The sequence below is a fragment of the Enterobacter sp. R-25 genome, from assembly GCF_049913205.1.
GTDB classification, from domain to species: domain Bacteria; phylum Pseudomonadota; class Gammaproteobacteria; order Enterobacterales; family Enterobacteriaceae; genus Enterobacter; species Enterobacter ludwigii.
This window is the reverse complement of the sequence record NZ_CP183982.1, coordinates 3,548,398-3,575,249: the sequence shown is the minus strand read 5'-3', so window position 1 is coordinate 3,575,249 and position 26,852 is coordinate 3,548,398. Positions and strand designations below refer to the sequence as shown.

General features: G+C 53.4%; 19 protein-coding genes, 1 tRNA gene and 3 rRNA genes. 15 read left to right on the top strand and 8 right to left on the bottom strand.

Annotated elements, in window-relative coordinates; translation table 11 throughout:
* Nucleotides 1-42 precede the first annotated feature (42 nt).
* The 8 genes from rluD (at nucleotide 43) to ACN9MQ_RS16910 (ending at nucleotide 11,410) form a co-directional block, all read left to right on the top strand.
* Complete coding sequence (gene rluD / locus ACN9MQ_RS16945) at nucleotides 43-1,023, top strand: 23S rRNA pseudouridine(1911/1915/1917) synthase RluD (protein WP_014171235.1); 981 nt, start codon at nucleotides 43-45, stop codon at nucleotides 1,021-1,023.
* Nucleotides 1,020-1,751, top strand: a complete 732-nt coding sequence (yfiH, locus tag ACN9MQ_RS16940) for a purine nucleoside phosphorylase YfiH (protein WP_020883923.1) — start codon at nucleotides 1,020-1,022, stop codon at nucleotides 1,749-1,751. The genes rluD and yfiH overlap by 4 nt, the downstream gene beginning before the upstream one ends.
* 129 nt (nucleotides 1,752-1,880) lie before the next feature.
* Nucleotides 1,881-4,454 (top strand): ATP-dependent chaperone ClpB, encoded by a 2,574-nt coding sequence (clpB, locus tag ACN9MQ_RS16935; RefSeq protein WP_426021207.1) that lies wholly within the window; start codon nucleotides 1,881-1,883, stop codon nucleotides 4,452-4,454.
* A gap of 427 nt (nucleotides 4,455-4,881) precedes the next feature.
* Nucleotides 4,882-6,421: ribosomal RNA gene (locus ACN9MQ_RS16930) — 16S ribosomal RNA — on the top strand.
* An 85-nt stretch (nucleotides 6,422-6,506) separates the two neighbouring features.
* Nucleotides 6,507-6,582: transfer RNA gene (locus ACN9MQ_RS16925), tRNA-Glu, on the top strand.
* Nucleotides 6,583-6,774: 192 nt separating this feature from the next.
* Nucleotides 6,775-9,680 (top strand): 23S ribosomal RNA (locus ACN9MQ_RS16920).
* A 63-nt stretch (nucleotides 9,681-9,743) separates the two neighbouring features.
* A 5S ribosomal RNA gene (gene rrf, locus ACN9MQ_RS16915) occupies nucleotides 9,744-9,859 on the top strand.
* The 16S, 23S and 5S rRNA genes sit together here with 1 tRNA gene alongside, the layout of an rRNA operon.
* 255 nt (nucleotides 9,860-10,114) lie before the next feature.
* Nucleotides 10,115-11,410 carry an MFS transporter gene (locus tag ACN9MQ_RS16910; RefSeq protein WP_025203439.1) on the top strand — a complete coding sequence of 432 codons (1,296 nt, stop codon included), beginning with the start codon at nucleotides 10,115-10,117 and terminating at the stop codon, nucleotides 11,408-11,410.
* On the opposite strand, the gene ACN9MQ_RS16905 is transcribed toward ACN9MQ_RS16910, so the two are convergent.
* The 5 genes from ACN9MQ_RS16905 to trxC form a co-directional block, all read right to left on the bottom strand.
* A complete protein-coding gene (locus ACN9MQ_RS16905) occupies nucleotides 11,407-11,730 on the bottom strand; it encodes a YfiM family lipoprotein (RefSeq protein ID WP_251884901.1) in 324 nt (107 codons plus the stop codon). The two genes, ACN9MQ_RS16910 and ACN9MQ_RS16905, sit on opposite strands and share 4 nt — an antisense overlap.
* Nucleotides 11,731-11,775: 45 nt before the next feature.
* Nucleotides 11,776-13,131 (bottom strand): CDP-diacylglycerol--serine O-phosphatidyltransferase, encoded by a 1,356-nt coding sequence (pssA, locus tag ACN9MQ_RS16900; protein ID WP_020882993.1) that lies wholly within the window; start codon nucleotides 13,129-13,131, stop codon nucleotides 11,776-11,778.
* Between the two features lie 110 nt (nucleotides 13,132-13,241).
* Entirely contained in the window at nucleotides 13,242-15,905 is a 2,664-nt protein-coding gene (locus tag ACN9MQ_RS16895) for a bifunctional acetate--CoA ligase family protein/GNAT family N-acetyltransferase (RefSeq protein ID WP_426262658.1), read from the bottom strand.
* A gap of 35 nt (nucleotides 15,906-15,940) precedes the next feature.
* Nucleotides 15,941-16,639, bottom strand: coding sequence for a tRNA-uridine aminocarboxypropyltransferase (tapT, locus tag ACN9MQ_RS16890; protein WP_151711808.1), 699 nt, complete (start codon nucleotides 16,637-16,639; stop codon nucleotides 15,941-15,943).
* Nucleotides 16,640-16,708: 69 nt separating this feature from the next.
* Nucleotides 16,709-17,128 (bottom strand): thioredoxin TrxC, encoded by a 420-nt coding sequence (trxC, locus tag ACN9MQ_RS16885; protein WP_014171226.1) that lies wholly within the window; start codon nucleotides 17,126-17,128, stop codon nucleotides 16,709-16,711.
* Between the two features lie 204 nt (nucleotides 17,129-17,332).
* Here trxC and ACN9MQ_RS16880 point away from each other — a divergent pair, with 204 nt between their 5' ends.
* Nucleotides 17,333-18,418, top strand: a complete 1,086-nt coding sequence (locus tag ACN9MQ_RS16880) for a tRNA/rRNA methyltransferase (protein ID WP_063214627.1) — start codon at nucleotides 17,333-17,335, stop codon at nucleotides 18,416-18,418.
* A 46-nt stretch (nucleotides 18,419-18,464) separates the two neighbouring features.
* On the opposite strand, the gene ung is transcribed toward ACN9MQ_RS16880, so the two are convergent.
* Entirely contained in the window at nucleotides 18,465-19,154 is a 690-nt protein-coding gene (ung, locus tag ACN9MQ_RS16875; protein ID WP_426021512.1) for a uracil-DNA glycosylase, read from the bottom strand.
* A 314-nt stretch (nucleotides 19,155-19,468) separates the two neighbouring features.
* On the opposite strand from ung, the gene grcA reads away from it, so the two are divergent.
* On the top strand, nucleotides 19,469-19,852 hold the full coding sequence (gene grcA / locus ACN9MQ_RS16870; protein WP_013098327.1) for an autonomous glycyl radical cofactor GrcA: 384 nt from the start codon (nucleotides 19,469-19,471) through the stop codon (nucleotides 19,850-19,852).
* A gap of 52 nt (nucleotides 19,853-19,904) precedes the next feature.
* On the opposite strand, the gene srmB is transcribed toward grcA, so the two are convergent.
* A complete protein-coding gene (srmB, locus tag ACN9MQ_RS16865; RefSeq protein ID WP_020882998.1) occupies nucleotides 19,905-21,233 on the bottom strand; it encodes an ATP-dependent RNA helicase SrmB in 1,329 nt (442 codons plus the stop codon).
* A 132-nt stretch (nucleotides 21,234-21,365) separates the two neighbouring features.
* On the opposite strand from srmB, the gene trmN reads away from it, so the two are divergent.
* Nucleotides 21,366-22,103, top strand: a complete 738-nt coding sequence (gene trmN / locus ACN9MQ_RS16860) for a tRNA(1)(Val) (adenine(37)-N(6))-methyltransferase TrmN (RefSeq protein WP_426021513.1) — start codon at nucleotides 21,366-21,368, stop codon at nucleotides 22,101-22,103.
* Here trmN and nadB read toward each other — a convergent pair.
* Nucleotides 22,088-23,707 carry an L-aspartate oxidase gene (gene nadB / locus ACN9MQ_RS16855; RefSeq protein ID WP_426021515.1) on the bottom strand — a complete coding sequence of 540 codons (1,620 nt, stop codon included), beginning with the start codon at nucleotides 23,705-23,707 and terminating at the stop codon, nucleotides 22,088-22,090. The two genes, trmN and nadB, sit on opposite strands and share 16 nt — an antisense overlap.
* Before the next feature lie 424 nt (nucleotides 23,708-24,131).
* Here nadB and rpoE point away from each other — a divergent pair, with 424 nt between their 5' ends.
* From rpoE to rseC, 4 genes are read left to right on the top strand one after another with little or no spacing between them, the layout of a single operon-like run.
* On the top strand, nucleotides 24,132-24,707 hold the full coding sequence (gene rpoE, locus ACN9MQ_RS16850; protein ID WP_006176728.1) for an RNA polymerase sigma factor RpoE: 576 nt from the start codon (nucleotides 24,132-24,134) through the stop codon (nucleotides 24,705-24,707).
* A gap of 31 nt (nucleotides 24,708-24,738) precedes the next feature.
* The gene (gene rseA, locus ACN9MQ_RS16845) at nucleotides 24,739-25,389 is read left to right on the top strand and encodes an anti-sigma-E factor RseA (protein ID WP_025203448.1); all 651 of its coding nucleotides are present in this window, start codon (nucleotides 24,739-24,741) and stop codon (nucleotides 25,387-25,389) included.
* Nucleotides 25,389-26,342, top strand: a complete 954-nt coding sequence (gene rseB / locus ACN9MQ_RS16840; protein WP_047955969.1) for a sigma-E factor regulatory protein RseB — start codon at nucleotides 25,389-25,391, stop codon at nucleotides 26,340-26,342. The genes rseA and rseB overlap by 1 nt, the downstream gene beginning before the upstream one ends.
* Nucleotides 26,339-26,815: a SoxR-reducing system protein RseC gene (gene rseC / locus ACN9MQ_RS16835; RefSeq protein WP_014171217.1), complete on the top strand. Its 477-nt coding sequence runs from the start codon at nucleotides 26,339-26,341 to the stop codon at nucleotides 26,813-26,815. Before rseB ends, rseC begins: the two co-directional genes overlap by 4 nt.
* The last annotated feature ends 37 nt before the right edge of the window (nucleotides 26,816-26,852 follow it).

Genomic DNA, 26,852 nt, shown 5'->3' with positions numbered 1-26,852 from the left:
CGGCAAAGCCGTAAAACCCAACGTTAAACGAAGAAGCAGTTTATGGCACAACGAGTAGAACTCACCGCAACAGTCTCCGAAAATCAGCTCGGTCAACGCTTAGATCAGGCTTTGGCCGAATTGTTCCCTGATTATTCGCGTTCACGCATAAAAGAATGGATCCTTGACCAGCGCGTGCTGGTAAACGGCAAGATCTGGGACAAACCAAAAGAGAAAGTGTTAGGTGGGGAAGCCGTCGCCATCAATGCTGAAATCGAAGAGGATATCCGCTTCGAGCCGCAGGATATCCCGCTGAACATCGTCTATGAAGATGATGACATCCTGGTGATCAACAAGCCACGTGACCTGGTTGTTCATCCGGGCGCGGGGAACCCTGATGGCACAGTGCTTAACGCACTTCTCCATTATTACCCGCCTATCGTGGATGTTCCGCGCGCCGGCATCGTTCACCGTCTGGATAAAGACACCACGGGTCTGATGGTGGTGGCAAAGACCGTTCCAGCTCAGACACGTCTGGTGGAATCTCTGCAGCTGCGTGAAATCACCCGCGAATATGAAGCGGTGGCCATTGGTCATATGACCGCTGGCGGCACGGTGGAAGAACCTATCAGCCGTCACCCAACCAAACGTACCCATATGTCGGTGCACCCGATGGGTAAGCCAGCGGTGACGCACTACCGCATTATGGAACATTTCCGCATTCATACGCGTCTGCGTCTGCGTCTGGAAACCGGTCGTACTCACCAGATCCGTGTTCATATGGCGCACATTACCCATCCGCTGGTGGGCGATCAGGTCTACGGTGGTCGTCCGCGTCCGCCAAAAGGTGCATCGGATGAGTTCATTAGCGTACTGCGTAAGTTTGATCGCCAGGCGCTGCACGCAACGATGCTGCGTCTTTACCATCCTATCACCGGTATTCAGATGGAATGGCACGCGCCGATCCCACAGGATATGGTCGACCTTATTGACGCCATGCGTGTTGATTTTGAAGAACATAAAGATCAAGTGGACTGGTTATGACCAAACTGATTGTCCCGGAGTGGCCACTGCCTGAGGGCGTGGCTGCCTGCAGTTCAACCCGTATCGGCGGTGTGAGCCAGGGCGCGTGGGAATCTTTGAATCTCGGCGCACACTGTGGTGACAACCTGGAGCACGTTGAAGAAAACCGCAAACGCCTGTTTGCTGCCGGGAATTTACCGTCGAAACCGGTCTGGCTGGAACAGGTTCACGGTAAAACGGTACTGCCGTTAACGGGCGAACCCTATGCGTCTAAACGGGCCGATGCGTCTTACAGTGATACCCCGGGAACGGTATGTGCGGTAATGACTGCCGATTGCCTGCCGGTTCTGTTCTGTAACCGTGCCGGTACCGAGGTGGCAGCAGCGCATGCGGGCTGGCGTGGTCTGTGTGAAGGTGTGCTCGAAGAGACCGTCGCCTGCTTTAAAGATGATCCTGCGAATATCATGGCCTGGCTCGGCCCGGCCATTGGTCCTCGTGCGTTTGAAGTGGGACCCGAGGTCCGAGAAGCCTTTATGGAGAAAGATCTGCAAGCCGCGGATGCTTTCCTTCCTGCCGGTGAAAAATATCTGGCCGATATTTACCTGTTGGCCCGCCAGCGCCTGAATAATGTCGGCGTGACGCAGATCTTCGGCGGCGATCGCTGTACCTTCACCGAAAAGGGTGATTTTTTCTCTTATCGCCGCGACAAGACGACAGGTCGTATGGCAAGTTTTATTTGGCTGATATAACCTAAAGAATCAAGACGATCCGGAACGTGCCGTTTTCTTTTCACATAATTCAGGTCATTAACCTTGAATAATTGAGGGATGACCTCATTTAATCTCCAGTAGCAAATTTGACCTGTTATGGGAGGAGTTATGCGTCTGGATCGTCTTACTAATAAATTCCAGCTTGCTCTCGCCGATGCCCAGTCCCTTGCACTGGGGCACGACAACCAATTCATCGAACCTCTTCATTTAATGAGCGCCTTGTTGAATCAGGAAGGGGGAGCGGTACGTCCGTTATTAACGTCTGCCGGCATTAATGCTGGCCAGTTACGCACCGCCATCGATCAGGCTCTGAGCCGTTTACCCCAGGTAGAAGGTACCGGTGGCGACGTTCAGCCGTCTCAGGATCTGGTGCGTGTGCTGAATCTTTGCGACAAGCTGGCGCAAAAACGTGGGGACAACTTTATTTCGTCAGAACTTTTCGTTCTGGCGGCGCTTGAATCACGCGGTACCTTGACCGACCTGCTGAAATCTGCCGGCGCAACCACCGCCAATGTGACTCAGGCGATTGAGAAAATGCGCGGAGGTGAAAGCGTGAACGATCAGGGAGCCGAAGACCAACGTCAGGCTTTGAAAAAATTTACGGTCGACCTGACCGAGCGTGCCGAGCAGGGCAAGCTTGACCCGGTGATCGGCCGTGATGAAGAGATTCGCCGTACTATCCAGGTACTGCAGCGTCGTACCAAAAACAACCCGGTGCTGATTGGTGAGCCGGGGGTCGGTAAAACCGCCATCGTCGAAGGTCTGGCGCAGCGCATTGTGAACGGTGAAGTGCCGGAAGGGCTGAAAGGTCGTCGTGTACTGGCGCTCGACATGGGTGCGCTGGTGGCCGGGGCGAAATACCGCGGTGAGTTCGAAGAGCGTCTGAAAGGCGTGCTTAACGACCTGGCGAAACAGGAAGGTAACGTCATTCTGTTTATTGACGAACTGCACACCATGGTCGGAGCAGGTAAAGCGGACGGCGCGATGGATGCCGGTAACATGCTGAAACCAGCCCTGGCACGTGGGGAACTTCACTGCGTAGGGGCTACCACGCTGGATGAGTACCGTCAGTACATCGAAAAAGATGCTGCGCTGGAGCGTCGTTTCCAGAAAGTGTTTGTTGCTGAGCCAAGCGTTGAAGATACCATCGCGATTTTGCGTGGGCTGAAAGAACGTTATGAACTGCACCACCATGTGCAGATTACTGACCCGGCGATTGTTGCAGCGGCCACGCTTTCGCATCGTTATATCGCTGACCGTCAATTGCCCGATAAAGCAATCGACCTTATTGATGAAGCGGCCTCGAGCATTCGTATGCAGATTGACTCGAAACCGGAAGAGCTGGACAGGCTCGACCGTCGCATCATCCAGCTTAAACTGGAACAGCAGGCACTGAAGAAAGAGTCTGATGAAGCCAGTAAGAAACGGCTGGATATGCTCAACGAAGAACTGGACGATAAAGAACGTCAGTACTCTGAGCTGGAAGAAGAGTGGAAAGCGGAGAAAGCATCACTCTCGGGTACTCAGACAATTAAAGCTGAACTGGAACAGGCGAAAATTGCCATTGAGCAAGCGCGTCGTGTGGGTGACCTGGCGCGAATGTCTGAACTGCAGTACGGCAAAATTCCTGAGCTTGAAAAACAGCTTGAGATCGCCACGCAGTCGGAAGGCAAAACGATGCGTCTGTTACGAAACAAAGTAACGGATGAGGAGATCGCTGAAGTGCTGGCTCGCTGGACCGGTATTCCGGTTGCGCGCATGATGGAAAGCGAACGCGACAAACTGCTGCGTATGGAGCAGGATCTGCATCAGCGCGTGATTGGTCAGAACGAGGCGGTTGAAGCGGTCTCTAATGCCATTCGCCGTAGCCGTGCAGGGTTGTCTGACCCTAATCGTCCAATCGGTTCGTTCCTGTTCCTGGGGCCTACGGGGGTCGGTAAAACCGAACTGTGTAAGGCGCTGGCTAACTTCATGTTTGACAGCGATGATGCGATGGTGCGTATCGATATGTCCGAGTTTATGGAGAAACACTCCGTTTCGCGACTGGTTGGTGCGCCTCCAGGATATGTGGGTTATGAAGAAGGTGGCTACCTGACAGAAGCGGTGCGCCGTCGTCCTTATTCCGTCATCCTGCTGGATGAAGTGGAAAAAGCGCATCCGGATGTGTTCAACATTCTGCTGCAGGTTCTTGACGATGGACGGCTGACTGACGGACAGGGGAGAACGGTCGACTTCCGTAACACGGTAGTGATCATGACCTCGAACCTGGGTTCCGATTTGATTCAGGAACGTTTCGGTGAACTGGACTACGGCCATATGAAGGATCTGGTGATGGGCGTGGTAAGCCATAGCTTCCGTCCAGAGTTCATTAACCGTATTGATGAAGTGGTAGTGTTCCATCCTCTGGGTGAGAAACATATTGCGTCGATTGCGCAGATTCAGCTGCAGCGTCTGTATAAACGTCTTGAAGAGCGTGGATATGAAATTCACATCTCCGATGATGCGCTGAAGCTCTTGAGCGCAAATGGGTACGATCCGGTTTATGGGGCGCGTCCGCTGAAACGCGCAATCCAGCAACAGATCGAAAACCCACTGGCGCAGCAGATACTCTCCGGGGAGCTGATTCCGGGCAAAGTTATCCGTCTGGAAGCCAACGACGACAAAATTGTGGCAGTGCAGTAAGTCACAAAACGCAAAAACGGGCCGCTTGCGGCTCGTTTTTGTTTAAAAACCAGGCCAGAATTGAGGTCTGGGATGCAAATTGCCTGGAAAGTGAGCAGTTAGTAAATAATTTTCACTTTATCCTTGCAGCTTCAGAATTACCCCCTATAATGCGCCTCCACTGACACGGAACAACGGCACACACGCCGCCGGGTCAGCAGAGATGAGCGAAAATAAATGCTTGACTCTGAAGCGGGAAAGCGTAATATGCACACCCCGCGCCGCAGCGAAAACGAAGCGGCACTGCTCTTTAACAATTTATCAGACAATCTGTGTGGGCACTCAAAGTGACATGGATTCTTAATGTCTTCGGACACTAAATGAATACCAAGTCTCTGAGTGAACATACGTAATTCATTACGAAGTTTAATTCACGAGCATCAAACTTAAATTGAAGAGTTTGATCATGGCTCAGATTGAACGCTGGCGGCAGGCCTAACACATGCAAGTCGAACGGTAGCACAGAGAGCTTGCTCTCGGGTGACGAGTGGCGGACGGGTGAGTAATGTCTGGGAAACTGCCTGATGGAGGGGGATAACTACTGGAAACGGTAGCTAATACCGCATAACGTCGCAAGACCAAAGAGGGGGACCTTCGGGCCTCTTGCCATCAGATGTGCCCAGATGGGATTAGCTAGTAGGTGGGGTAACGGCTCACCTAGGCGACGATCCCTAGCTGGTCTGAGAGGATGACCAGCCACACTGGAACTGAGACACGGTCCAGACTCCTACGGGAGGCAGCAGTGGGGAATATTGCACAATGGGCGCAAGCCTGATGCAGCCATGCCGCGTGTATGAAGAAGGCCTTCGGGTTGTAAAGTACTTTCAGCGGGGAGGAAGGTGTTGTGGTTAATAACCGCAGCAATTGACGTTACCCGCAGAAGAAGCACCGGCTAACTCCGTGCCAGCAGCCGCGGTAATACGGAGGGTGCAAGCGTTAATCGGAATTACTGGGCGTAAAGCGCACGCAGGCGGTCTGTCAAGTCGGATGTGAAATCCCCGGGCTCAACCTGGGAACTGCATTCGAAACTGGCAGGCTAGAGTCTTGTAGAGGGGGGTAGAATTCCAGGTGTAGCGGTGAAATGCGTAGAGATCTGGAGGAATACCGGTGGCGAAGGCGGCCCCCTGGACAAAGACTGACGCTCAGGTGCGAAAGCGTGGGGAGCAAACAGGATTAGATACCCTGGTAGTCCACGCCGTAAACGATGTCGACTTGGAGGTTGTGCCCTTGAGGCGTGGCTTCCGGAGCTAACGCGTTAAGTCGACCGCCTGGGGAGTACGGCCGCAAGGTTAAAACTCAAATGAATTGACGGGGGCCCGCACAAGCGGTGGAGCATGTGGTTTAATTCGATGCAACGCGAAGAACCTTACCTACTCTTGACATCCAGAGAACTTAGCAGAGATGCTTTGGTGCCTTCGGGAACTCTGAGACAGGTGCTGCATGGCTGTCGTCAGCTCGTGTTGTGAAATGTTGGGTTAAGTCCCGCAACGAGCGCAACCCTTATCCTTTGTTGCCAGCGGTCCGGCCGGGAACTCAAAGGAGACTGCCAGTGATAAACTGGAGGAAGGTGGGGATGACGTCAAGTCATCATGGCCCTTACGAGTAGGGCTACACACGTGCTACAATGGCGCATACAAAGAGAAGCGAACTCGCGAGAGCAAGCGGACCTCATAAAGTGCGTCGTAGTCCGGATTGGAGTCTGCAACTCGACTCCATGAAGTCGGAATCGCTAGTAATCGTAGATCAGAATGCTACGGTGAATACGTTCCCGGGCCTTGTACACACCGCCCGTCACACCATGGGAGTGGGTTGCAAAAGAAGTAGGTAGCTTAACCTTCGGGAGGGCGCTTACCACTTTGTGATTCATGACTGGGGTGAAGTCGTAACAAGGTAACCGTAGGGGAACCTGCGGTTGGATCACCTCCTTACCTTAAAGAACCTGCCTTTGTAGTGTCCACACAGATTGTCTGATGAAAAGTAAATAGCAAGGCGTCTTGCGATTGAGACTTCAGTGTCCCCTTCGTCTAGAGGCCCAGGACACCGCCCTTTCACGGCGGTAACAGGGGTTCGAATCCCCTAGGGGACGCCACTTGCTGGTTCGTGAGTGAAAGTCACCTGCCGACATATCTCAAAACTCATCTTCGGGTGACGTTTGAGATATTTGCTCTTTAAAAATCTGGATCAAGCTGAAAATTGAAACGACACACATGTTATGTGTGTTCGAGTCTCTCAAATTTTCGCAAACCGGTGATGAATCGAAAGAAACATCTTCGGGTTGTGAGGTTAAGCGACTAAGCGTACACGGTGGATGCCCTGGCAGTCAGAGGCGATGAAGGACGTGCTAATCTGCGAAAAGCGCCGGCGAGGTGATATGAACCTTTGACCCGGCGATGTCCGAATGGGGAAACCCAGTGTGATTCGTCACACTATCGTTAACTGAATACATAGGTTAACGAGGCGAACCGGGGGAACTGAAACATCTAAGTACCCCGAGGAAAAGAAATCAACCGAGATTCCCCCAGTAGCGGCGAGCGAACGGGGAGCAGCCCAGAGTCTGAATCAGCTTGTGTGTTAGTGGAAGCGTCTGGAAAGTCGCACGGTACAGGGTGACAGTCCCGTACACGAAAGCACACAGGCTGTGAACTCGAAGAGTAGGGCGGGACACGTGGTATCCTGTCTGAATATGGGGGGACCATCCTCCAAGGCTAAATACTCCTGACTGACCGATAGTGAACCAGTACCGTGAGGGAAAGGCGAAAAGAACCCCGGCGAGGGGAGTGAAAAAGAACCTGAAACCGTGTACGTACAAGCAGTGGGAGCCTCTTTTATGGGGTGACTGCGTACCTTTTGTATAATGGGTCAGCGACTTATATTCTGTAGCAAGGTTAACCGTATAGGGGAGCCGAAGGGAAACCGAGTCTTAACTGGGCGTTAAGTTGCAGGGTATAGACCCGAAACCCGGTGATCTAGCCATGGGCAGGTTGAAGGTTGGGTAACACTAACTGGAGGACCGAACCGACTAATGTTGAAAAATTAGCGGATGACTTGTGGCTGGGGGTGAAAGGCCAATCAAACCGGGAGATAGCTGGTTCTCCCCGAAAGCTATTTAGGTAGCGCCTCGTGAACTCATCTTCGGGGGTAGAGCACTGTTTCGGCTAGGGGGCCATCCCGGCTTACCAACCCGATGCAAACTACGAATACCGAAGAATGTTATCACGGGAGACACACGGCGGGTGCTAACGTCCGTCGTGAAGAGGGAAACAACCCAGACCGCCAGCTAAGGTCCCAAAGTCATGGTTAAGTGGGAAACGATGTGGGAAGGCACAGACAGCCAGGATGTTGGCTTAGAAGCAGCCATCATTTAAAGAAAGCGTAATAGCTCACTGGTCGAGTCGGCCTGCGCGGAAGATGTAACGGGGCTAAACCATGCACCGAAGCTGCGGCAGCGACACTATGTGTTGTTGGGTAGGGGAGCGTTCTGTAAGCCGTTGAAGGTGTCCTGTGAGGGGTGCTGGAGGTATCAGAAGTGCGAATGCTGACATAAGTAACGATAAAGCGGGTGAAAAGCCCGCTCGCCGGAAGACCAAGGGTTCCTGTCCAACGTTAATCGGGGCAGGGTGAGTCGACCCCTAAGGCGAGGCCGAAAGGCGTAGTCGATGGGAAACAGGTTAATATTCCTGTACTTGGTGTTACTGCGAAGGGGGGACGGAGAAGGCTATGTTAGCCGGGCGACGGTTGTCCCGGTTTAAGCATGTAGGCGGAGGTTCCAGGTAAATCCGGTTCCTTGTTAACGCTGAGGTGTGATGACGAGGCACTACGGTGCTGAAGTAACAAATGCCCTGCTTCCAGGAAAAGCCTCTAAGCATCAGGTAACATCAAATCGTACCCCAAACCGACACAGGTGGTCAGGTAGAGAATACCAAGGCGCTTGAGAGAACTCGGGTGAAGGAACTAGGCAAAATGGTGCCGTAACTTCGGGAGAAGGCACGCTGATATGTAGGTGAAGCCCCTGCGGGTGGAGCTGAAATCAGTCGAAGATACCAGCTGGCTGCAACTGTTTATTAAAAACACAGCACTGTGCAAACACGAAAGTGGACGTATACGGTGTGACGCCTGCCCGGTGCCGGAAGGTTAATTGATGGGGTTAGCGGCAACGCGAAGCTCTTGATCGAAGCCCCGGTAAACGGCGGCCGTAACTATAACGGTCCTAAGGTAGCGAAATTCCTTGTCGGGTAAGTTCCGACCTGCACGAATGGCGTAATGATGGCCAGGCTGTCTCCACCCGAGACTCAGTGAAATTGAACTCGCTGTGAAGATGCAGTGTACCCGCGGCAAGACGGAAAGACCCCGTGAACCTTTACTATAGCTTGACACTGAACACTGGTCCTTGATGTGTAGGATAGGTGGGAGGCTTTGAAGCGTGGACGCCAGTCTGCGTGGAGCCAACCTTGAAATACCACCCTTTAATGGCTGGTGTTCTAACGTGGACCCGTGATCCGGGTTGCGGACAGTGTCTGGTGGGTAGTTTGACTGGGGCGGTCTCCTCCCAAAGAGTAACGGAGGAGCACGAAGGTTAGCTAATCCTGGTCGGACATCAGGAGGTTAGTGCAATGGCATAAGCTAGCTTGACTGCGAGAGTGACGGCTCGAGCAGGTGCGAAAGCAGGTCATAGTGATCCGGTGGTTCTGAATGGAAGGGCCATCGCTCAACGGATAAAAGGTACTCCGGGGATAACAGGCTGATACCGCCCAAGAGTTCATATCGACGGCGGTGTTTGGCACCTCGATGTCGGCTCATCACATCCTGGGGCTGAAGTAGGTCCCAAGGGTATGGCTGTTCGCCATTTAAAGTGGTACGCGAGCTGGGTTTAGAACGTCGTGAGACAGTTCGGTCCCTATCTGCCGTGGGCGCTGGAGAATTGAGGGGGGCTGCTCCTAGTACGAGAGGACCGGAGTGGACGCATCACTGGTGTTCGGGTTGTCATGCCAATGGCACTGCCCGGTAGCTAAATGCGGAAGAGATAAGTGCTGAAAGCATCTAAGCACGAAACTTGCCCCGAGATGAGTTCTCCCTGAGACTTTAAGTCTCCTGAAGGAACGTTGAAGACTACGACGTTGATAGGTCGGGTGTGTAAGCGCAGCGATGCGTTGAGCTAACCGATACTAATGAACCGTGAGGCTTAACCTTACAACGCCGAAGGTGTTTTGGCGATGAGAGACGATTTTCAGCTGATACAGATTACAGAATTTGCCTGGCGGCTTTAGCGCGGTGGTCCCACCTGACCCCATGCCGAACTCAGAAGTGAAACGCCGTAGCGCCGATGGTAGTGTGGGGTCTCCCCATGCGAGAGTAGGGAACTGCCAGGCATCAATTAAAAGAACCCCGTACCGTATGGTGCGGGGTTTTTTGCTTTGGTTCTTTCCCGCCGCCGGAGACGGCATCAGACTGTACACCGCCACACCAGCCAACGACCCTTAGTCTTTATCCTATAACTTACCTTGCTAATAGAAAATGTGATCTTACTCTCAATGTTATTTATAACAAAATAATAACATTTGCTTTACAAGATCGTGAGTTCTCAGGATTCAGCATGCCGTTTTTATGGCAGGAGCATAATCACAATGACAGAAAGCATAACATCGAACGGGACGCTGGCTGCCAGTGATTCCCGTAGAAGGGTATGGGCAATCGTCAGTGCCTCTTCAGGGAACCTGGTGGAATGGTTCGACTTTTACGTCTACTCATTCTGTTCACTTTACTTCGCACATATCTTCTTCCCGTCCGGCAACACCACCACACAGCTTCTGCAAACGGCTGGCGTATTTGCTGCGGGCTTCTTAATGCGCCCCATTGGTGGATGGTTGTTTGGACGGATCGCAGACCGTCGAGGACGTAAGGCATCCATGCTGATTTCGGTCTGCATGATGTGCTTTGGCTCGCTGGTGATCGCCTGTCTCCCCGGTTATGATGCTATCGGGACATGGGCGCCGGCTCTTTTGCTACTGGCTCGTCTGTTCCAGGGACTTTCTGTTGGAGGAGAATACGGTACCAGCGCCACTTACATGAGTGAAATTGCCCTCGAGGGCCGGAAAGGATTTTACGCCTCTTTCCAGTACGTCACGCTTATTGGTGGCCAGCTTCTGGCCATTCTGGTGGTGGTTATTCTGCAGCAGGTCCTTACCGACAGCCAGCTTCATGAGTGGGGATGGCGAATTCCTTTCGCGATGGGCGCTGTACTGGCGGTCGTCGCACTCTGGTTGCGTCGTCAGTTGGATGAAACCTCGCAAAAAGAGGTCCGGGCGCTGAAGGAGGCGGGATCGTTTAAAGGGCTGTGGCGTAACCGCAAAGCTTTCCTGATGGTTCTCGGGTTCACCGCGGGCGGTTCTCTCAGCTTTTACACCTTCACCACCTACATGCAAAAATATCTGGTGAACACCACGGGCATGCACGCCAACGTCGCCAGCGCTATCATGACCGCCGCGTTGTTCGTCTTTATGCTGATTCAGCCACTTATTGGCGCGCTCTCCGATAAAATAGGGCGTCGCACGTCAATGCTGATTTTTGGCGGCATGTCCGCGTTATGTACTGTTCCTATTTTAACTGCGCTTCAGCACGTTTCCTCACCGTATGCCGCCTTTGGTCTGGTCATGCTGGCGATGGTCATTGTCAGTTTTTACACATCGATCAGTGGGATCCTGAAGGCTGAGATGTTCCCGGCACAGGTACGCGCTTTGGGGGTAGGACTTTCTTATGCGGTCGCCAATGCGCTGTTCGGTGGCTCTGCGGAGTACGTCGCGCTGTCGCTTAAATCATGGGGAACGGAAACAACCTTCTTCTGGTACGTGACGGTGATGGGGGCACTGGCCTTTATTGTCTCCCTGATGCTGCATCGAAAGGGTAAAGGTATTCGTCTCTAATAGCGTGCCATCTGCCATACGGCATAGCCGGTCGTGGCACCGGCTACGTCCCAGGCAAAGTCTTTCCAGCTCCAGCCGCTCCCCGCGGAGCGGCTATCCCACAGTTCTTTTGAAGCCCCAAGGCTTACAGAGAACATCAGGCCGATTGCCGCACTACGATCCCGACTGTACCCCTGATGTTGTGCATACTCATTACCGGCAGCGGACAACATCGCGGAGGCGAGAAAGTGTTGCGCTTTATCCTGCCCGGACCAGCTATCGTTAGCCATGTGGCTACAGCCACTGAGAAAGAGAGCACTCAGCAAGAGAAGAATACGCATTAGCGGACTCCAAAAAAAAGCCCTGTTGCTGACAGGGCCTGGACATCACAGAATACGGCTGATAAGTCTGTCAATACGGATTCGACGCAGGCGACGAATAAGCTTGCGGACTTTCACCGGGTAATCGGCAATGCTCTGCAGTTCGCGGTAATGCTGAACCACAGTGGTATGCGTGCGAATAAGCTCAAGCTCACGTTCACGACTGGTCGCTAACTCATGTTTCGGGTCATGGATCAGGATGGCATTTTCGAGATCCAGACGCCAGGCGCGAGGGTTGAGGTTATTGCCCGTAAGCAGCATCCATTCATCATCGACCCACATCCCTTTCAGATGATAACTGTTGTCTTCATCTTTCCACAGACGCACGACCAGCTGGTCAGTGTTAACGTAATACTGTAAACGGCTCAGGAAACGGCGCAGGTTAATCTCATAGAGATAAGGGAGGGCACCGATAATCTTGAACGGTTGATCTTCAGGAATAAAGAAGTCGTTAGCCGTTTTGTCACCGACGATAATTTCAACTTTTTTACCATCACGCAGCAGCTGAATGATATTACGCACCAGCACGGCGGGAAGGTTGAAGTAAGGGGTGCAGATGATGAGTTTCTGCTCCGCACACGGCATCAGGTGGAAAATCGTTTTGTTCAGCAGGCTTGATTTGCCTAACCCCACCAACGGTGTAACGGATAGCTCTTCGTTATTGGCATCGCCCTGGAAATGGTAGACCGCATCACGCAGTTCCTGGCGGAACGCGCGGATATCATTTTTAATTTCCGGGCTTTTAGGACGGTGTGGATCGTCAAGACGATTTACGCCGCGACCCTGTACTAAGTTCTTATCAACCCAGTTAAACATGATATCCGCCATCTGCGGATTACGAACCAGATGGTAACGGTCATATCGATATTTATCGAGCTGATGGAGGTAAACATCATTCAGGCTCGCGCCGCTGTACAGCACGCTGTCATCAATGATGAACCCTTTGAAATGAAGGACGCCGAGCGCTTCTCGGGTATTTACAGGTACGCCGTAAACGGGCACATCGACGCCAGGATTTTCCTGCGCCGTGCGGCAATACCAGTCAGCATTGGTGTTTGAAGCAGCAGCGCCTATACGGCCACGCTGAGCGCGGTGCCAGTCGACCAGCACGCGAACATCCAGTTCCGGACGTTGACGCTTGGCTTCATAGAGCGCATTTAAGATCGCGCGCCCACCTTCATCTTGTTCAAGATACAGGGCCACAATGCAAATGCGACGCGTAGCGCCGGCAATCTTTTCCAGAAGCGTCTCCCGAAAATGGGCGGGAGCGTAAAAGAACTCTACATCATCAACTGACTGAGAAATCTTCGGTAGTTGAGCAAGGTGTTGTTGATGTTTATTACGCTTAAATTTTGACAACATCACAGTGCGTTTCTTCTCTGTTCATTGAAGGGTTGTCTGTACCATGCAAACAACATAAGCGGACAATGATACCACCAGTCCCGTCCAAAGTGGGTAACATTTCCAGTAGCTTACTCGGCTTTATCCGCTGATATCAGGCTCAGGGATAAGGCCACAATACCTTCGTCCAGCTGAATATCAACGTCAAATCCAAGTTTTCGCGCCAGGGTCACCATACCGCGATTGTTAGGCATAGTAATGCCATTGAGGCGTAACAATCCGTGATCTCGCGTATAACTGATGAGTTTTTCCAGCAGCCGTCGCCCCAGACCCAACCCTTTCAGATCGGAGCGCACCAGCACAGCAAACTCCGCATCAACATTATCCGGGTCGGAAATAGCACGCGTAACGCCGAGGATCTCATCGCCCTTATCGGAACGACGAACGGCGACAAATGCCATTTCTCGATCGTAGTCGATCTGGGTCATATTGGCTAAATCATCGTGGGTAAATTCGTTGATTTCGCTAAAATAGCGATAGTAAAGATCCTCTTTCGTTACCTGAGAGATGAACGTGCGCAGCTGCGGTTCATCTTCCGGCAGGATAGGGCGGAACAACGCGCGCTCTCCGTTTTTCATCTCCACCCACTCCTCCAGCTGCAGAGGATACGGGCGGATCGCAAGGCGGCTCTCTCTGTCACCCTCGAAAGGCGCGATATCCAGCGTGACGTCCAGGGCCGTAAACTCACTGCCGGAGGCGAGCAGCGGGTGGATGTCCAGCCGCTGGATCTCCGCGCAATCAACAATCAGGTTAGACACCTGCACCAGGAACTGACTCAACCCGGCAATATCAAGAGGGCGCAGCGCGCTTCGGCCCCGGATTTTTTTGCTTTTGATGGCCTGGATGATCAGATAGCGTGCCAGGTTCATGTTCAGTGGTGGCAAAGCCACGACCGCCTGCTCCTCAGGACGCCACTCGACGCCGCCTTCCCCCAGCATGATAAGCGGGCCAAAGACAGGATCGTATTCAACCACCACGCGCAGCTCCTGAGCGCCCGCGCGATTAGCCATGCTTTGCACCAGCAACCCGTGGATCCGCGCCTGAGGCCAGGCCATTTTGACCCGGTCGAATATGGCATCAGCGGCTTGCTGTACCTCGGTCGCAGTCCGCAGATATAACATCACCCCCTGGACATCAGACTTATGCGGGATGTCCGGTGAGCGAAGCTTGAGGGCAACGGGATAGCCAATCTGTTCGGCAATATGCACGGCTTCGGCGCTGTCGCCGGCAATCCAGGTGGGCAGGGTTTGCATCCCGTAGCTGCCCAGAATCGGCTGCACTTCGTGCGTATCAAGCGAGGTGGCTCCCTCTTCGATAGCCTGCTGTAAAAGCCGGTGAACATCGGCGGTGTTCGCCGTCAGGTTACCCGGTAAAGCCGGGGTTTCACGGAGCTGCTTCTGGTTGCGGCGATACTCCACCATATGCATAAACGCCGTAATCGTGCCTTCCGGAGTGCGGTAGGTGGGCAGACCGGCTTCACTGAACAGGCGTCGTGCCTCCTGGGAAGAGAACTCACCGCACCAGTTGGTCAGCAGAGTGACATATTTACCACGAGGATGGTTCCGGACGGCGTCAATCAGTGCGCGCGCGCTTTCACTCCCGGGAGCGACTGCGCTGGGGGAGTGAATAATCATCAGCGCGTCGAAATCCTGGCTATCCAGTAAAAGGGAGATCGCCCTGATATAGTGATCGCTACTGGCGTCATCGCGCAAATCGAGGGGATTGCCTGGGCTAACGCTTGCCGGCAGCGCCTCTTTCAGGCGTTGAAGCGTCTCCTCACCCAGGGTGGCCAGCTTGCCATTGCGCAGCCACAGTTCATCCAGTGCAAGTGCGGCAGGAGCCGCGCCATTACTGACAATCATTAACTTCTCACCGCGTAATGGACGCATATGGCTTAACGTCTCGACGGCGGAAAAAAGCTCGTGTGTATCCTGAACCCGCAGCAAACCCGCGCGTTGAATCGCGGCATCCCAGGCGGGATCCATGCCGGAATGCGACTGCAGCAGACGCTGGGCGGCGGGGCTACGCCCGCTTTTAATCACCAGAATCGGCTTGTTACGGGACGCGCTACGGGAAGCCGACACAAAACGACGGGCGTCGCTCAGGTGCTCAAGATAAAGAAGAATAGCGCTGGTTTTGCTGTCGCGAGCCAGAAAATCGAGCAGTTCATCAACGTCGATGTCCAGGCTGTCACCCAGAGCAATGAAGTAGGAAAACCCCATCTCACGCTGTTGCGCCCAGTCGAGGATCGTGTTCGATACCGCAGCCGATTGCGAAATAAATGCGAGTTTGCCTTTGCGGATAGGGACCGGGGAGAAGCTGGCATTCAGCCCTTGCCACGGGGCGAGCAGGCCCAGACTGTTTGGCCCAAGAATGCGCATCTGGTAGCGACTGGCGCATGCCAGAAGCTCCGGCTGCTGTTCGGGCGGAGACGAGAGAATAATGCAGGTTTTACATCCTTTCCTGCCGAGCGACTCCAGCAGGGCTGAATTACGTTTCGCATTTGTACACAGGATGGCAAGGTCCGGTATGAAAGGCAGGCTCTGCACGTCCGGCCATGCCAGCACCCCCTGAACAGCCTTATAGGCAGGCGTCACGGGCATGACGGGGCCATTAAATCCGCCAGCCAGCAGGTTACGCATCATCAGATAGCCTGCGCGATCCGGTTTCATTGATGCGCCGATAACGGCAATGGATTTAGGACGAAGTAGCGCTTCTAACCCTCGCTGGCTCATGCAGGCCTCCTGTGAATGCAAGCGACCTGATGATTTTAAACGTTTTCTGTCTCAGTTGCTGTGACGCTGCCCTTATGAACGGTTTTTCCTGCCAGGTAACGTTCACGAAAGCAGGAGAAATGGCTCCCCAGCGCACCTGCCGCGACGGTATCTCCCGCTAAATCCAGAAGGGCAATCGCCACTTCAGCGGTACAGTATTGCCCGTCAGCATGCGCTTCTCGCAGGCGGTAGGCCGAGACGCGTGAAAGGTCGACCGAAATCACCGGCAATGAATCGAGATAAGGACTTTTGCGGAACATTTTTCGCGCTTCGGTCCAGGTTCCGTCCAGCATAATAAACAGCGGCGGTTTACCAGATGGCGGTGCCGAAAGCACCTGGCGATCTTCGCCAGCATACGAGGCCGGAAATACGACCATTGGCTGATAGTCCGGGTTTGCCACTAAGTCGAGCAGGGCCTGCGGAGGTTCCGTGCGTGACCACTGAAATGCCGCGGTATCCGGCAGAATGTCGGCAATAAGGCGTCCGGTATTGCTGGGTTTCATTGGTTCGGTATCGAACATGACCAGGCAAAAACGACTCTTCGCCGTGCTCGGCGCAAGGGTCTCGCACAGACAAACTTTTAGCGGCAGCAGACAACGCTGACAGCGGCGAATACGATTGCCGCGGGCAAGAAAAGGGCGAGTCGCGCGGGCCAGGCGTGCGGCGCGCAGTTGAAGAACAGCGTTATCAGTCATGGGCGAAGTGCAGGAAAAACCCTATTTTCGCAGAGGAAGGAACGGGGCACAAGATGCGCCCCGTTAATGTTACAGCGATTCGTTTAACCAGCTATCAAACGGTGCTTTAGGAACGGCACCGTTAAGCATGTCGATCACTTCACCATTTTTGAAAATCATGATGGTTGGGATGCTGCGAATGCGAAAGCGTGCGCTTAACTCACGTTCTGCTTCGGTATTGACCTTAACAAAACGCATTTTGCCGCTACGTTCTTCGGCAACATCTTCGAAGACTGGCGCGAAGCTACGGCACGGACCACACCACGGTGCCCAAAAATCGACAACCACCGGAAGATCGTCCTTGAGGAGTTTGTCCAGCGTAGCACCCGTAGCGTTGATAACATCGCCATCAAACAGTTCATGGCCACAACGCCCGCATTTCGCACCATCTTCAATCCGATCGTCCGGAATGCGATTAAGAGCCTGACAGTTGGCACATACGGTATTCATAACTAACCTCTGATAGAGCCGTGGGACAGCGGCAGAATGCCGATAATGTTTCTAATATGTTACATATTATCATTCAGCCTGTTTGAAACGACAATGCGTTTTATTCAATGAGAACAATAGTCACAGGCTTTTGTACGAATTTATGGCTATGAGCTTGCACATCGGGTAATCTGCGCGCTTCGCGCAGCGCTGGTGGAGAAAAGCATGAACGACGAAATGAAAAACAAAAGCGGCAAGGTCAAAGTGATGTATGTCCGCAGTGATGATGACTCTGATAAACGCACCCAAAATCCGCGTACCGGAAAAGGTGGCGGGCGTCCGGCGTCTTCTCGTGCAGACGGTGGCCGTCGCCCCGCCCGCGATGACAGAAATAACCGCGGTGATGACCGCAAACGTGATGACCGCAAGCGTGACGATCGCAAACGCGATGATTTCTCGCGCGAGGGTTCATCCCCCTGGCGTACTGTTTCTCGCGCCCCTGGTGATGAGGCGCCTGAAAAAGCCGATCACGGCGGCATCAGCGGGAAAAGCTTTATTGACCCGGAAGTGCTGCGCCGTCAGCGTGCAGAAGAGACCCGAGTCTATGGCGAGAACGCCTGCCAGGCGCTGTTCCAGAGCCGTCCTGAGTGCATCGTTCGCGCATGGTTTATCCAGAGCGTAACCCCGCGCTTTAAAGAAGCGCTGCGCTGGATGGCGGCAAACCGTAAAGCCTACCATGTGGTGGATGACGCTGAGCTGACGAAAGCATCAGGCACTGAACACCACGGTGGCGTGTGCTTCCTGATCAAAAAACGTAACGGGACTACCGTACAGCAGTGGGTTAGCCAGGCGGAAGCCGATGACTGCGTGCTGGCACTTGAAGATGTGGGCAACCCACATAATCTGGGTGCAATGATGCGTAGCTGCGCGCACTTTGGCGTGAAAGGCGTGCTGTTACAGGATGCCGCGCTGCTGGAATCGGGTGCCGCGATCCGTACTGCAGAGGGCGGGGCAGAGCATGTTCAGCCGATCACCGGCGACAGCGTTCTGGATGCCATTGAGCAGTTCCGTAATGCGGGATATGCCATCGTCACGACCTCCAGCCATGCCGCTACGCCGCTGTTTAAAGCGACACTGCCGCGTAAAATGGTGCTGGTGCTGGGTCAGGAGCGTGATGGCCTGTCGGATGCTGTGCTTTCCAGCGCGGATCTGAGCGTCTCTATCGACGGTACAGGCAATGTTGAAAGTCTGAACGTTTCCGTTGCGACTGGCGTACTGCTGGCGGAATGGTGGCGTCAGAATAAAGCATAATACTGTGCGTCGGATGTGCCCGCTAAAAAAGGGCACATCCGATGCGTTACTCACTCTCAGCCGGTAACACTGGCATCCAGTCAATTGGCGTTTCGCCACGTTTTTCCAGCCACTCGTTCGCCAGAACAAAATGATTACAACCAAAGAAACCACGATGCGCTGACAGCGGTGACGGATGCGGTGCCTTCAGGACATGATGACGCTGCCTGTCGATAATCGCCCCTTTCTTCTGAGCGTGGGAACCCCACAGTAAAAACACCACCCCTTCACGATGCTCGTTGATAAGGCTGATGACTTTATCGGTAAAGGTTTCCCAGCCCAGGCTGGCGTGAGAATGTGCCTGACCGGCACGTACGGTGAGTACCGTATTCAGTAACAGCACGCCCTGGCGCGCCCAGCTTTCCAGATAACCATGCGTGGGCCGGGTAAAGCCGGGCACGGTCTTTTCGAGTTCTTTGTACATGTTCAGAAGCGAAGGGGGGATAGCAACCCCAGGACGTACAGAGAAAGCAAGCCCGTGAGCCTGTCCCGGTCCGTGGTAAGGATCCTGGCCGAGGATAACCACTTTCACATCGCTGAGCTCGGTATAGCGAAACGCGTTGAAAACATCTTTTTGTGGCGGATAAATCGTCTGGCCAGACTGCCGCTCTGCCGCAACGGTGCTGAGGGTGTTAATAAAATAGGGCTGCTGTTTCTCTTCTGCCAGCACATCGTGCCAGGTCAACAGTGTCGTCATCTCGCTCTCCTGCGAATCACATTCTGCGCCTAGCTTAACCGCTAAAACCCGGGGTGCAAAATCCCAGGCATAAAATCACCGTAAGTCATTCAATTTATTTTGAATGGATGCGAAAGGAGTTGAGCTGGTAAAGCAATGAAATTGATCTGGAACAATAAAATCAAACCACACTCTTTGTGTGGTTGGTGTTTTTGTTGATTTAAATCAATAAATGACCGGGGTGCGAGTGATATATATACACACAAGAAACAATGGTTTTACCAATTGGCCGCGCAAGGCCGACACCAGTTAATGTAGCCTAAGGGAGGCAACACATGATTACAGGTATCCAGATTACTAAAGCTGCAAATGACGACCTGCTCAACTCTTTCTGGCTGCTGGACAGCGAGAAAAATGAAGCGCGCTGTGTAGTAGCGAAAGCGGGTTTTGCTGAAGATGAAATCGTTCCGGTGAACAAACTGGGCGAAATCGAATACCGTGAAATCCCAATGGAAGTAAAACCGGAAGTGCGCGTTGAAGGTGGTCAGCACCTGAACGTGAACGTGCTGCGCCGTGAAACGCTGGAAGATGCGGTTAAGCACCCGGAAAAATACCCACAGCTGACCATTCGTGTATCAGGTTATGCAGTACGTTTTAACTCTCTGACCCCGGAACAGCAGCGCGACGTTATTGCGCGTACCTTTACTGAAAGCCTGTAAGGTTTCAGTCTCGGGGGTGGAATAAAAAAGCCGGGGTTTTCCCCGGCTTTTTTTACTCTTCAGTTTTCGTCTCTGGTGCGGCAGAGCTTGGTTTACGGCGCTTACCAATATTCTTGGTATCGCGGTGGCGCTGCTTCACGCGCGGCTTCTCTTTTTCTTTCTCTTTTTTCTCAGCACGTTTTGCGAGCGCTTTTTTAGACGGTTTGCCCGTCATTTTTTCACTCGGAGCACGTGTGGTCGGACGAAGCTCATCAATAACGCGTGCTTTCAGTGGCTCATCAACGTAGCGGCCAATTTTCTGCAGCAGCAGGTAGTCATGCGCTTCGACCAGAGAGATCGCGATACCTTTGCGTCCGGCACGGCCGGTACGGCCAATGCGGTGCAGATAGGTGTCGCCGCTGCGTGGCATATCGAAGTTAATGACGTGACTGACGTCCGGAATGTCGATCCCGCGTGCAGCAACGTCTGTTGCGACCAGCACGTTCACGCGACCATCAGTCAGACGTTTAATCCCTTCGGTACGCTTAACCTGCGCCATCTCGCCTTCGAGATAGCAGTTATTGATTCCGGCATTACGCAGCATTTCAGCCAGTTCATGCACACGCTCGCGCTTACGCACAAAGACGATGGTACGGGTGGCATCGTCCTGCTTCAGCAGGTGCTTAAGTAACTCAACCTTGTGTTCAAGGTTATCTGCACGGTAATACCACTGGTGGATCTTCTTGCGCTCGCGCGTGGACGGCGTCGCGGAAACTTCCACCGGATCTTCCAGCAGGCGCTCTGCGAAGTCTTTGATCGCGTCCCCTTCAAGGGTGGCAGAGAACAGCATTGTCTGGTTACGCCAGCGTGTCTCACCCGCGATATGTTCGATATCCTGCGCGAAGCCCATGTCCAGCATGCGGTCAGCTTCATCCAGAATCAGTGTTTCTACCGCGCGGCAGTCGAAGTTCTCTTCTTTAATGTACTGCAGCAGGCGACCGGTCGTCGCAACGACGATGTCCTGATTTTCGCTGAACACTTCGGCGTGGTTCATATACGCAACGCCGCCAGTGATCGTGGCGATATCCAGATGGGTATTGGCCGCCAGCTCGCGGGCGTGATCGGCAACCTGCATCGCCAGCTCGCGCGTCGGCGTCAGGATCAAAATACGCGGCGGGCCTGATTTTTTACGTGGAAAATCGAGCAGATGCTGCAACACAGGCAGCAAGTAAGCTGCTGTCTTCCCCGTGCCGGTTGGCGCAGAACCGAGCACATCGCGGCCCTCAAGCGCAGGCGGAATGGCCGCTGCCTGAATGGCGGTCGGGCGTGTAAAGCCTTTGCTCTCAAGTGCATTGAGCAGGCTTTCATCGAGTTCAAGTTCGGAAAAAGTCGTTACAGTCATGTTCTACCTCTGTGTGGGGCGCTGATTATAGACGTTACGGCTGTAATCTTCATCTGTTTGTATGGATATCGCTTTGCGGCCACTTCGCTTTCCCCTATGCTACTCCAGTTTCACTTAGAAGGTTGCCCTGACATGTCTCAACTCAAAGCGCAGTTGCGCCGCGATGGTTTTACGTTTAAACAATTTTTTGTCGCTCACGATCGCTGTGCCATGAAAGTCGGTACAGACGGTATTTTACTGGGTGCCTGGGCACCTGTCGCAGGTGTAAAGCGTATTCTGGATATTGGGACGGGCAGCGGGCTGTTGGCGCTGATGCTGGCGCAACGTACCGAAGCGCATGTCACCATAGATGCGGTGGAGCTGGATGCGCAGGCGGCAGAGCAGGCGAGTGAAAATGCGGCTGAATCTCGGTGGGCCGCCCGGATTAACGTTGAATGTGTAGATGTGCTCGACTGGACGCCGGAGCAAACCGCGCGTTACGACCTGATTGTCAGCAATCCTCCTTACTACGCGCCCGGAGTTGAGTGCGGAACGCCTGAGCGTGAACAGGCCCGTTATACCGGCTCTCTCGACCATAAGGCGCTGCTGATCAGTGCCGCAGAGCTTATTTCAGAAGAAGGGTTTTTCTGCGTGGTTCTGCCAGAAAGCACCGGCAATGCGTTTATTGGCATAGCGCAAGAGATTGGCTGGAAATTACGTTTACGCACCGATATTGCGGATACCGAAGGGCGATTGCCGCACCGCGTGCTGCTGGCGCTCTCACCCAAAGAAGGTGAATGCTTTAACGACCGAATGGTGATCCGTGGGCCAGACCAGCGTTATTCCGAAGATTACACCGCTCTGACCCAGGCGTTTTATCTGTTTATGTGAACCTGCGGGGAGAGGATCGACGGCCCGGACTCGGCCAGCTGATCGGGGTAGTCGAGGGTATAGTGCAAACCGCGGCTCTCTTTGCGCATCATCGCGCAGCGAACAATCAATTCGGCAACCTGAACCAGATTGCGCAGCTCCAGCAGATTATTGGATACGCGGAAATTGGCATAATATTCATCGATTTCCTGCTGTAACATCGTGATACGGCGTAATGCGCGTTCAAGACGTTTCGTGGTCCGCACAATCCCGACGTAGTCCCACATAAACAGCCGCAGTTCGTGCCAGTTATGCTGAATAACGACCAGCTCATCCGGGTTCTCCACGCGGCTTTCATCCCAGGCAGGCAGGTTTTCAGTCTGACGGGCGTAAGGCATGCGCTTCGTGATATCTTCCGCGGCAGACCAGCCGTAAACCAGACACTCCAGCAGTGAGTTCGACGCCATCCGGTTCGCGCCATGAAGCCCGGTATAACTTACTTCACCGATAGCATACAGGCCATCCACATCGGTGCGACCATGATCGTCAACCATTACGCCCCCGCAGGTATAGTGGGCGGCAGGCACGATAGGCACCGAATCGCGGGTTAAATCAATCCCCAGACCCAGCAGCTTTTCGTAGATCATCGGGAAATGCTGGCGGATAAACTCTGCCGGCTTATGGCTGATGTCCAGATACATGCAGTCTACGCCAAGACGCTTCATTTCATGGTCGATGGCGCGGGCAACGATATCGCGCGGTGCCAGCTCGCCCCTGGGGTCAAAGTCCGGCATAAAGCGGGAGCCGTCAGGACGTTTCAGGTATGCGCCTTCACCGCGCAGGGCTTCCGTCAGCAGGAAATTACGCGCCTGAGGATGGAACAGGGCGGTAGGGTGAAACTGGTTGAATTCAAGGTTTGCCACGCGACAACCGGCGCGCCAGGCCATGGCGATGCCGTCTCCGGAGGCAATATCGGGGTTGGTGGTATACTGATACACTTTGGATGCACCGCCAGTCGCCAGCACCACGGCTTTCGCCTGACAGGTCTCAACCTTCTCTTTATTGCGATTCCAGACCCAGGCACCCACGACACGACGCGTACCAGGCAGGCCAATCTTGTCGGAAATAATCAGGTCAACGGCATTGCTGCGCTCAAGGACCCGAATGTTAGGATGGCTGAGGGCTTTACTGGCCAGCGTGGTTTCGACTTCTTTACCGGTAGCGTCTGCGGCATGCAGGATACGGCGGTGGCTATGCCCGCCTTCGCGGGTGAGGTGGTAGCTTTCTTCACCGTTTGGCTGTACCTGCGTATCAAATAATACGCCCTGATCGATCAACCACTGCACGCAATGACGGGCATTACTGGCCACAAACTCTGCGGCATGTGCATCCACGATCCCGGCCCCGGCAATCAGCGTATCGTCGACATGCGACGCAATGCTGTCTGTCTCATCAAACACGGCGGCAATACCGCCCTGGGCATAAAACGTAGAACCTTCACTTATCGGCCCTTTGCTCAGAACGATAACGCTCTGATGTTCGGCCAGACGCAGTGCCAAGGAGAGACCGGCAGCGCCGCTACCGATGATCAGTACATCACAATGCAGTTCAGGTGTTGTGTTCATGATTTTTGTTTAATTTACTAAACAGTGTTTGGTCAGAATAGCATCCGAATGCGAGATATCGCACGTTTTTTTTGATGTGAGTTGTAACCGCTAAACTCGAGGCGGAGGATTAAAACCACGTAAAAGAAAGAAAATATTTTGCGAAGCAGATCGTTAGCGTCAGATTTTGTGGTGAAATAAAGACTGGGTTGCGTTACTCTTCTGGCGGGAAAAGAGATGTTTCTTGTCATAAAGTGGTGCGTATCGTGAACAGACTTATAATGAGAGAAAATGAACAGTCTGCGGCGCGATGAACAAAAACAAAGGCGTTACGGAACTTATTGAAGATCAGACACTCTAATTCGGTGCTTGCTCAAAGTGCGGTTTTTTAAGAGTGGCGTTTCGATAACGCGTGGAATTTAGGTTTGGGGAGACATTACCTCGGATGAGCGAGCAGTTAACGGACCAGGTCCTGGTTGAACGGGTCCAGAAGGGAGATCAGAAAGCCTTTAACTTACTGGTGGTGCGCTACCAGCATAAGGTGGCGAGCCTGGTTTCCCGCTATGTACCGTCAGGCGATGTGCCTGATGTAGTACAAGAGTCTTTTATTAAGGCCTATCGCGCGCTGGATTCATTCCGGGGAGATAGTGCTTTTTATACCTGGCTGTACCGTATTGCGGTCAATACGGCAAAGAATTATCTGGTCGCTCAGGGCCGCCGTCCGCCTTCAAGTGATGTGGACGCAATCGACGCCGAAAACTTCGAAAGTGGCGGTGCGCTGAAAGAAATTTCGAACCCTGAGAACTTAATGTTGTCAGAAGAACTGAGACAAATCGTTTTTCGCACGATCGAGTCGCTCCCGGAAGATTTACGCATGGCAATTACGTTACGGGAGTTGGATGGTCTGAGCTATGAAGAGATAGCCGCCATCATGGATTGTCCGGTCGGCACGGTACGTTCACGTATTTTCCGTGCGCGAGAAGCAATTGATAATAAAGTTCAACCGCTTATCAGGCGTTGACGATAGCGGGATACTGGAAAAGGTATTAGGCATGCAGAAAGAAAAACTTTCCGCTTTAATGGATGGTGAAACGCTGGATAGTGAGCTGCTCAACGAGCTGTCTCATTCTCCCGAAATGCAAGAGACCTGGGAGAGTTATCATCTCATCCGTGACACCCTTCGCGGTGACACCGGCGAGGTTCTCCATTTCGATATCTCAGCTCGCGTGATGGCGGCCATTGAAAATGAGCCTGTCCGTCAGACCACTCCGCTGATTCCTGAAGCTCAACCTGCGCCTCACCAGTGGCAGAAAATGCCGTTCTGGCACAAGGTGCGTCCGTGGGCCAGCCAGCTCACCCAAATGGGTGTGGCTGCATGCGTATCGCTTGCAGTTATCGTTGGCGTCCAGCACTATAATACTCAGTCTGAAACTAATCAGCAGCCAGAAGCGCCAGTGTTCAACACACTGCCGATGATGGGCAAAGCCAGCCCGGTAAGTTTGGGTGTTCCGGCTGATGCATCCGCCAGCGGCGGCCAGCAACAGCAGGTTCAGGAGCAACGCCGTCGCATTAATGCGATGTTGCAGGATTACGAGTTGCAGCGTCGTCTGCACTCTGAACAGCTTCAGTTTGAGCAGGCACAAACCCAGCAAGCGGCTGTGCAGGTGCCCGGAAACCAAACTTTAGGAACGCAATCGCAGTAATGAAGCAACTTTGGTTCGCCATGTCTCTGATGGCGGGTAGCCTGTTCTTCTCTGCCAACGCCTCGGCTGATGTTTCATCCGGGGCGTTGTTGCAGCAAATGAATCTGGCCAGCCAGTCACTCAATTACGAGTTGGCATTTATCAGTATCAATAAGCAGGGCGTCGAGTCGTTACGATACCGCCATGCCCGTCTTGATAACCAGCCGCTCGCCCAGCTTTTACAGATGGATGGCCCGCGTCGGGAAGTTGTCCAGCGTGGTAACGAAATCAGTTATTTCGAACCCGGTCTGGAGCCTTTCACGCTGAATGGCGATTATATCGTCGATTCTCTGCCATCGCTTATCTACACCGACTTCAAACGTCTTGCGCCTTACTATGACTTCATTTCGGTAGGGCGTACGCGCATTGCGGACAGACTGTGTGAGGTGATCCGCGTTGTTGCCCGTGACGGAACGCGCTACAGCTATATCGTCTGGATTGACGCCGAAACCAAGCTGCCAATGCGTGTAGACCTGCTTGACCGTGATGGTGAAACGCTGGAACAGTTCCGCGTTATCTCCTTTAGCGTGAACAATCAGGTGGGTAATAGCATGCAGAATCTGGCGAAAGCCAGCCTGCCGCCGCTGCTTTCGGTACCGGCGGGTGATTCCGTCAACTTCAACTGGGTTCCTTCCTGGATCCCGCAAGGGTTTAGCGAAGTCTCCAGCAGCCGTCGACAACTGCCAACCATTGAAACACCGGTTGAATCGCGTCTTTATTCCGATGGTTTGTTCAGTTTCTCGGTGAACATTAACCGCGCATCGGCAAACAGTTCTGAACAAATGCTTCGTACCGGACGCAGGACGGTCAGCACCACGGTTCGCGATAACGCAGAGATCACCATTGTGGGTGAATTACCGCCACAAACGGCGAAGCGTATTTCCGACAGCATTAAATTCAGGACTGCACAATGATTAAAGAGTGGGCTACGGTCGTATCGTGGCAGAATGGCATTGCGCTGGTGAGCTGTGATGTTAAGGCCTCATGCAATAGCTGTGCTTCCAGAGCCGGTTGCGGTAGCCGCGTGCTGAACAAGCTCGGGCCGCAAACCTCGCATACCATTTCCGTGCCAAGCGATCGGCCGCTGATGGTGGGGCAAAAGGTGGAGCTGGGAATTGCAGAAGGTAGCCTGCTCACGTCCGCCATGCTGGTTTATCTCTCTCCGCTGGTGGGGCTGTTTGTTATGGGCGGCGTATTCCAGATGCTGTTTGGTACCGATGTGGCCGCCATGTGCGGTGCTGCATTGGGCGGCGTAGGGGGATTCTGGCTGGCCAAAGCTCTCTCCCCGAAGCTTGCCGCACGCGAAGAATGGCAGCCTGTTATTCTCAGCGTTGGGCTGGCACCCGACCAGCTTCGTGTTGAGACGCTCTCTTCTGAGGCCCGGTGATCCATCGGGCTTTGTCCTTTTTTACGTCCTAAAACAG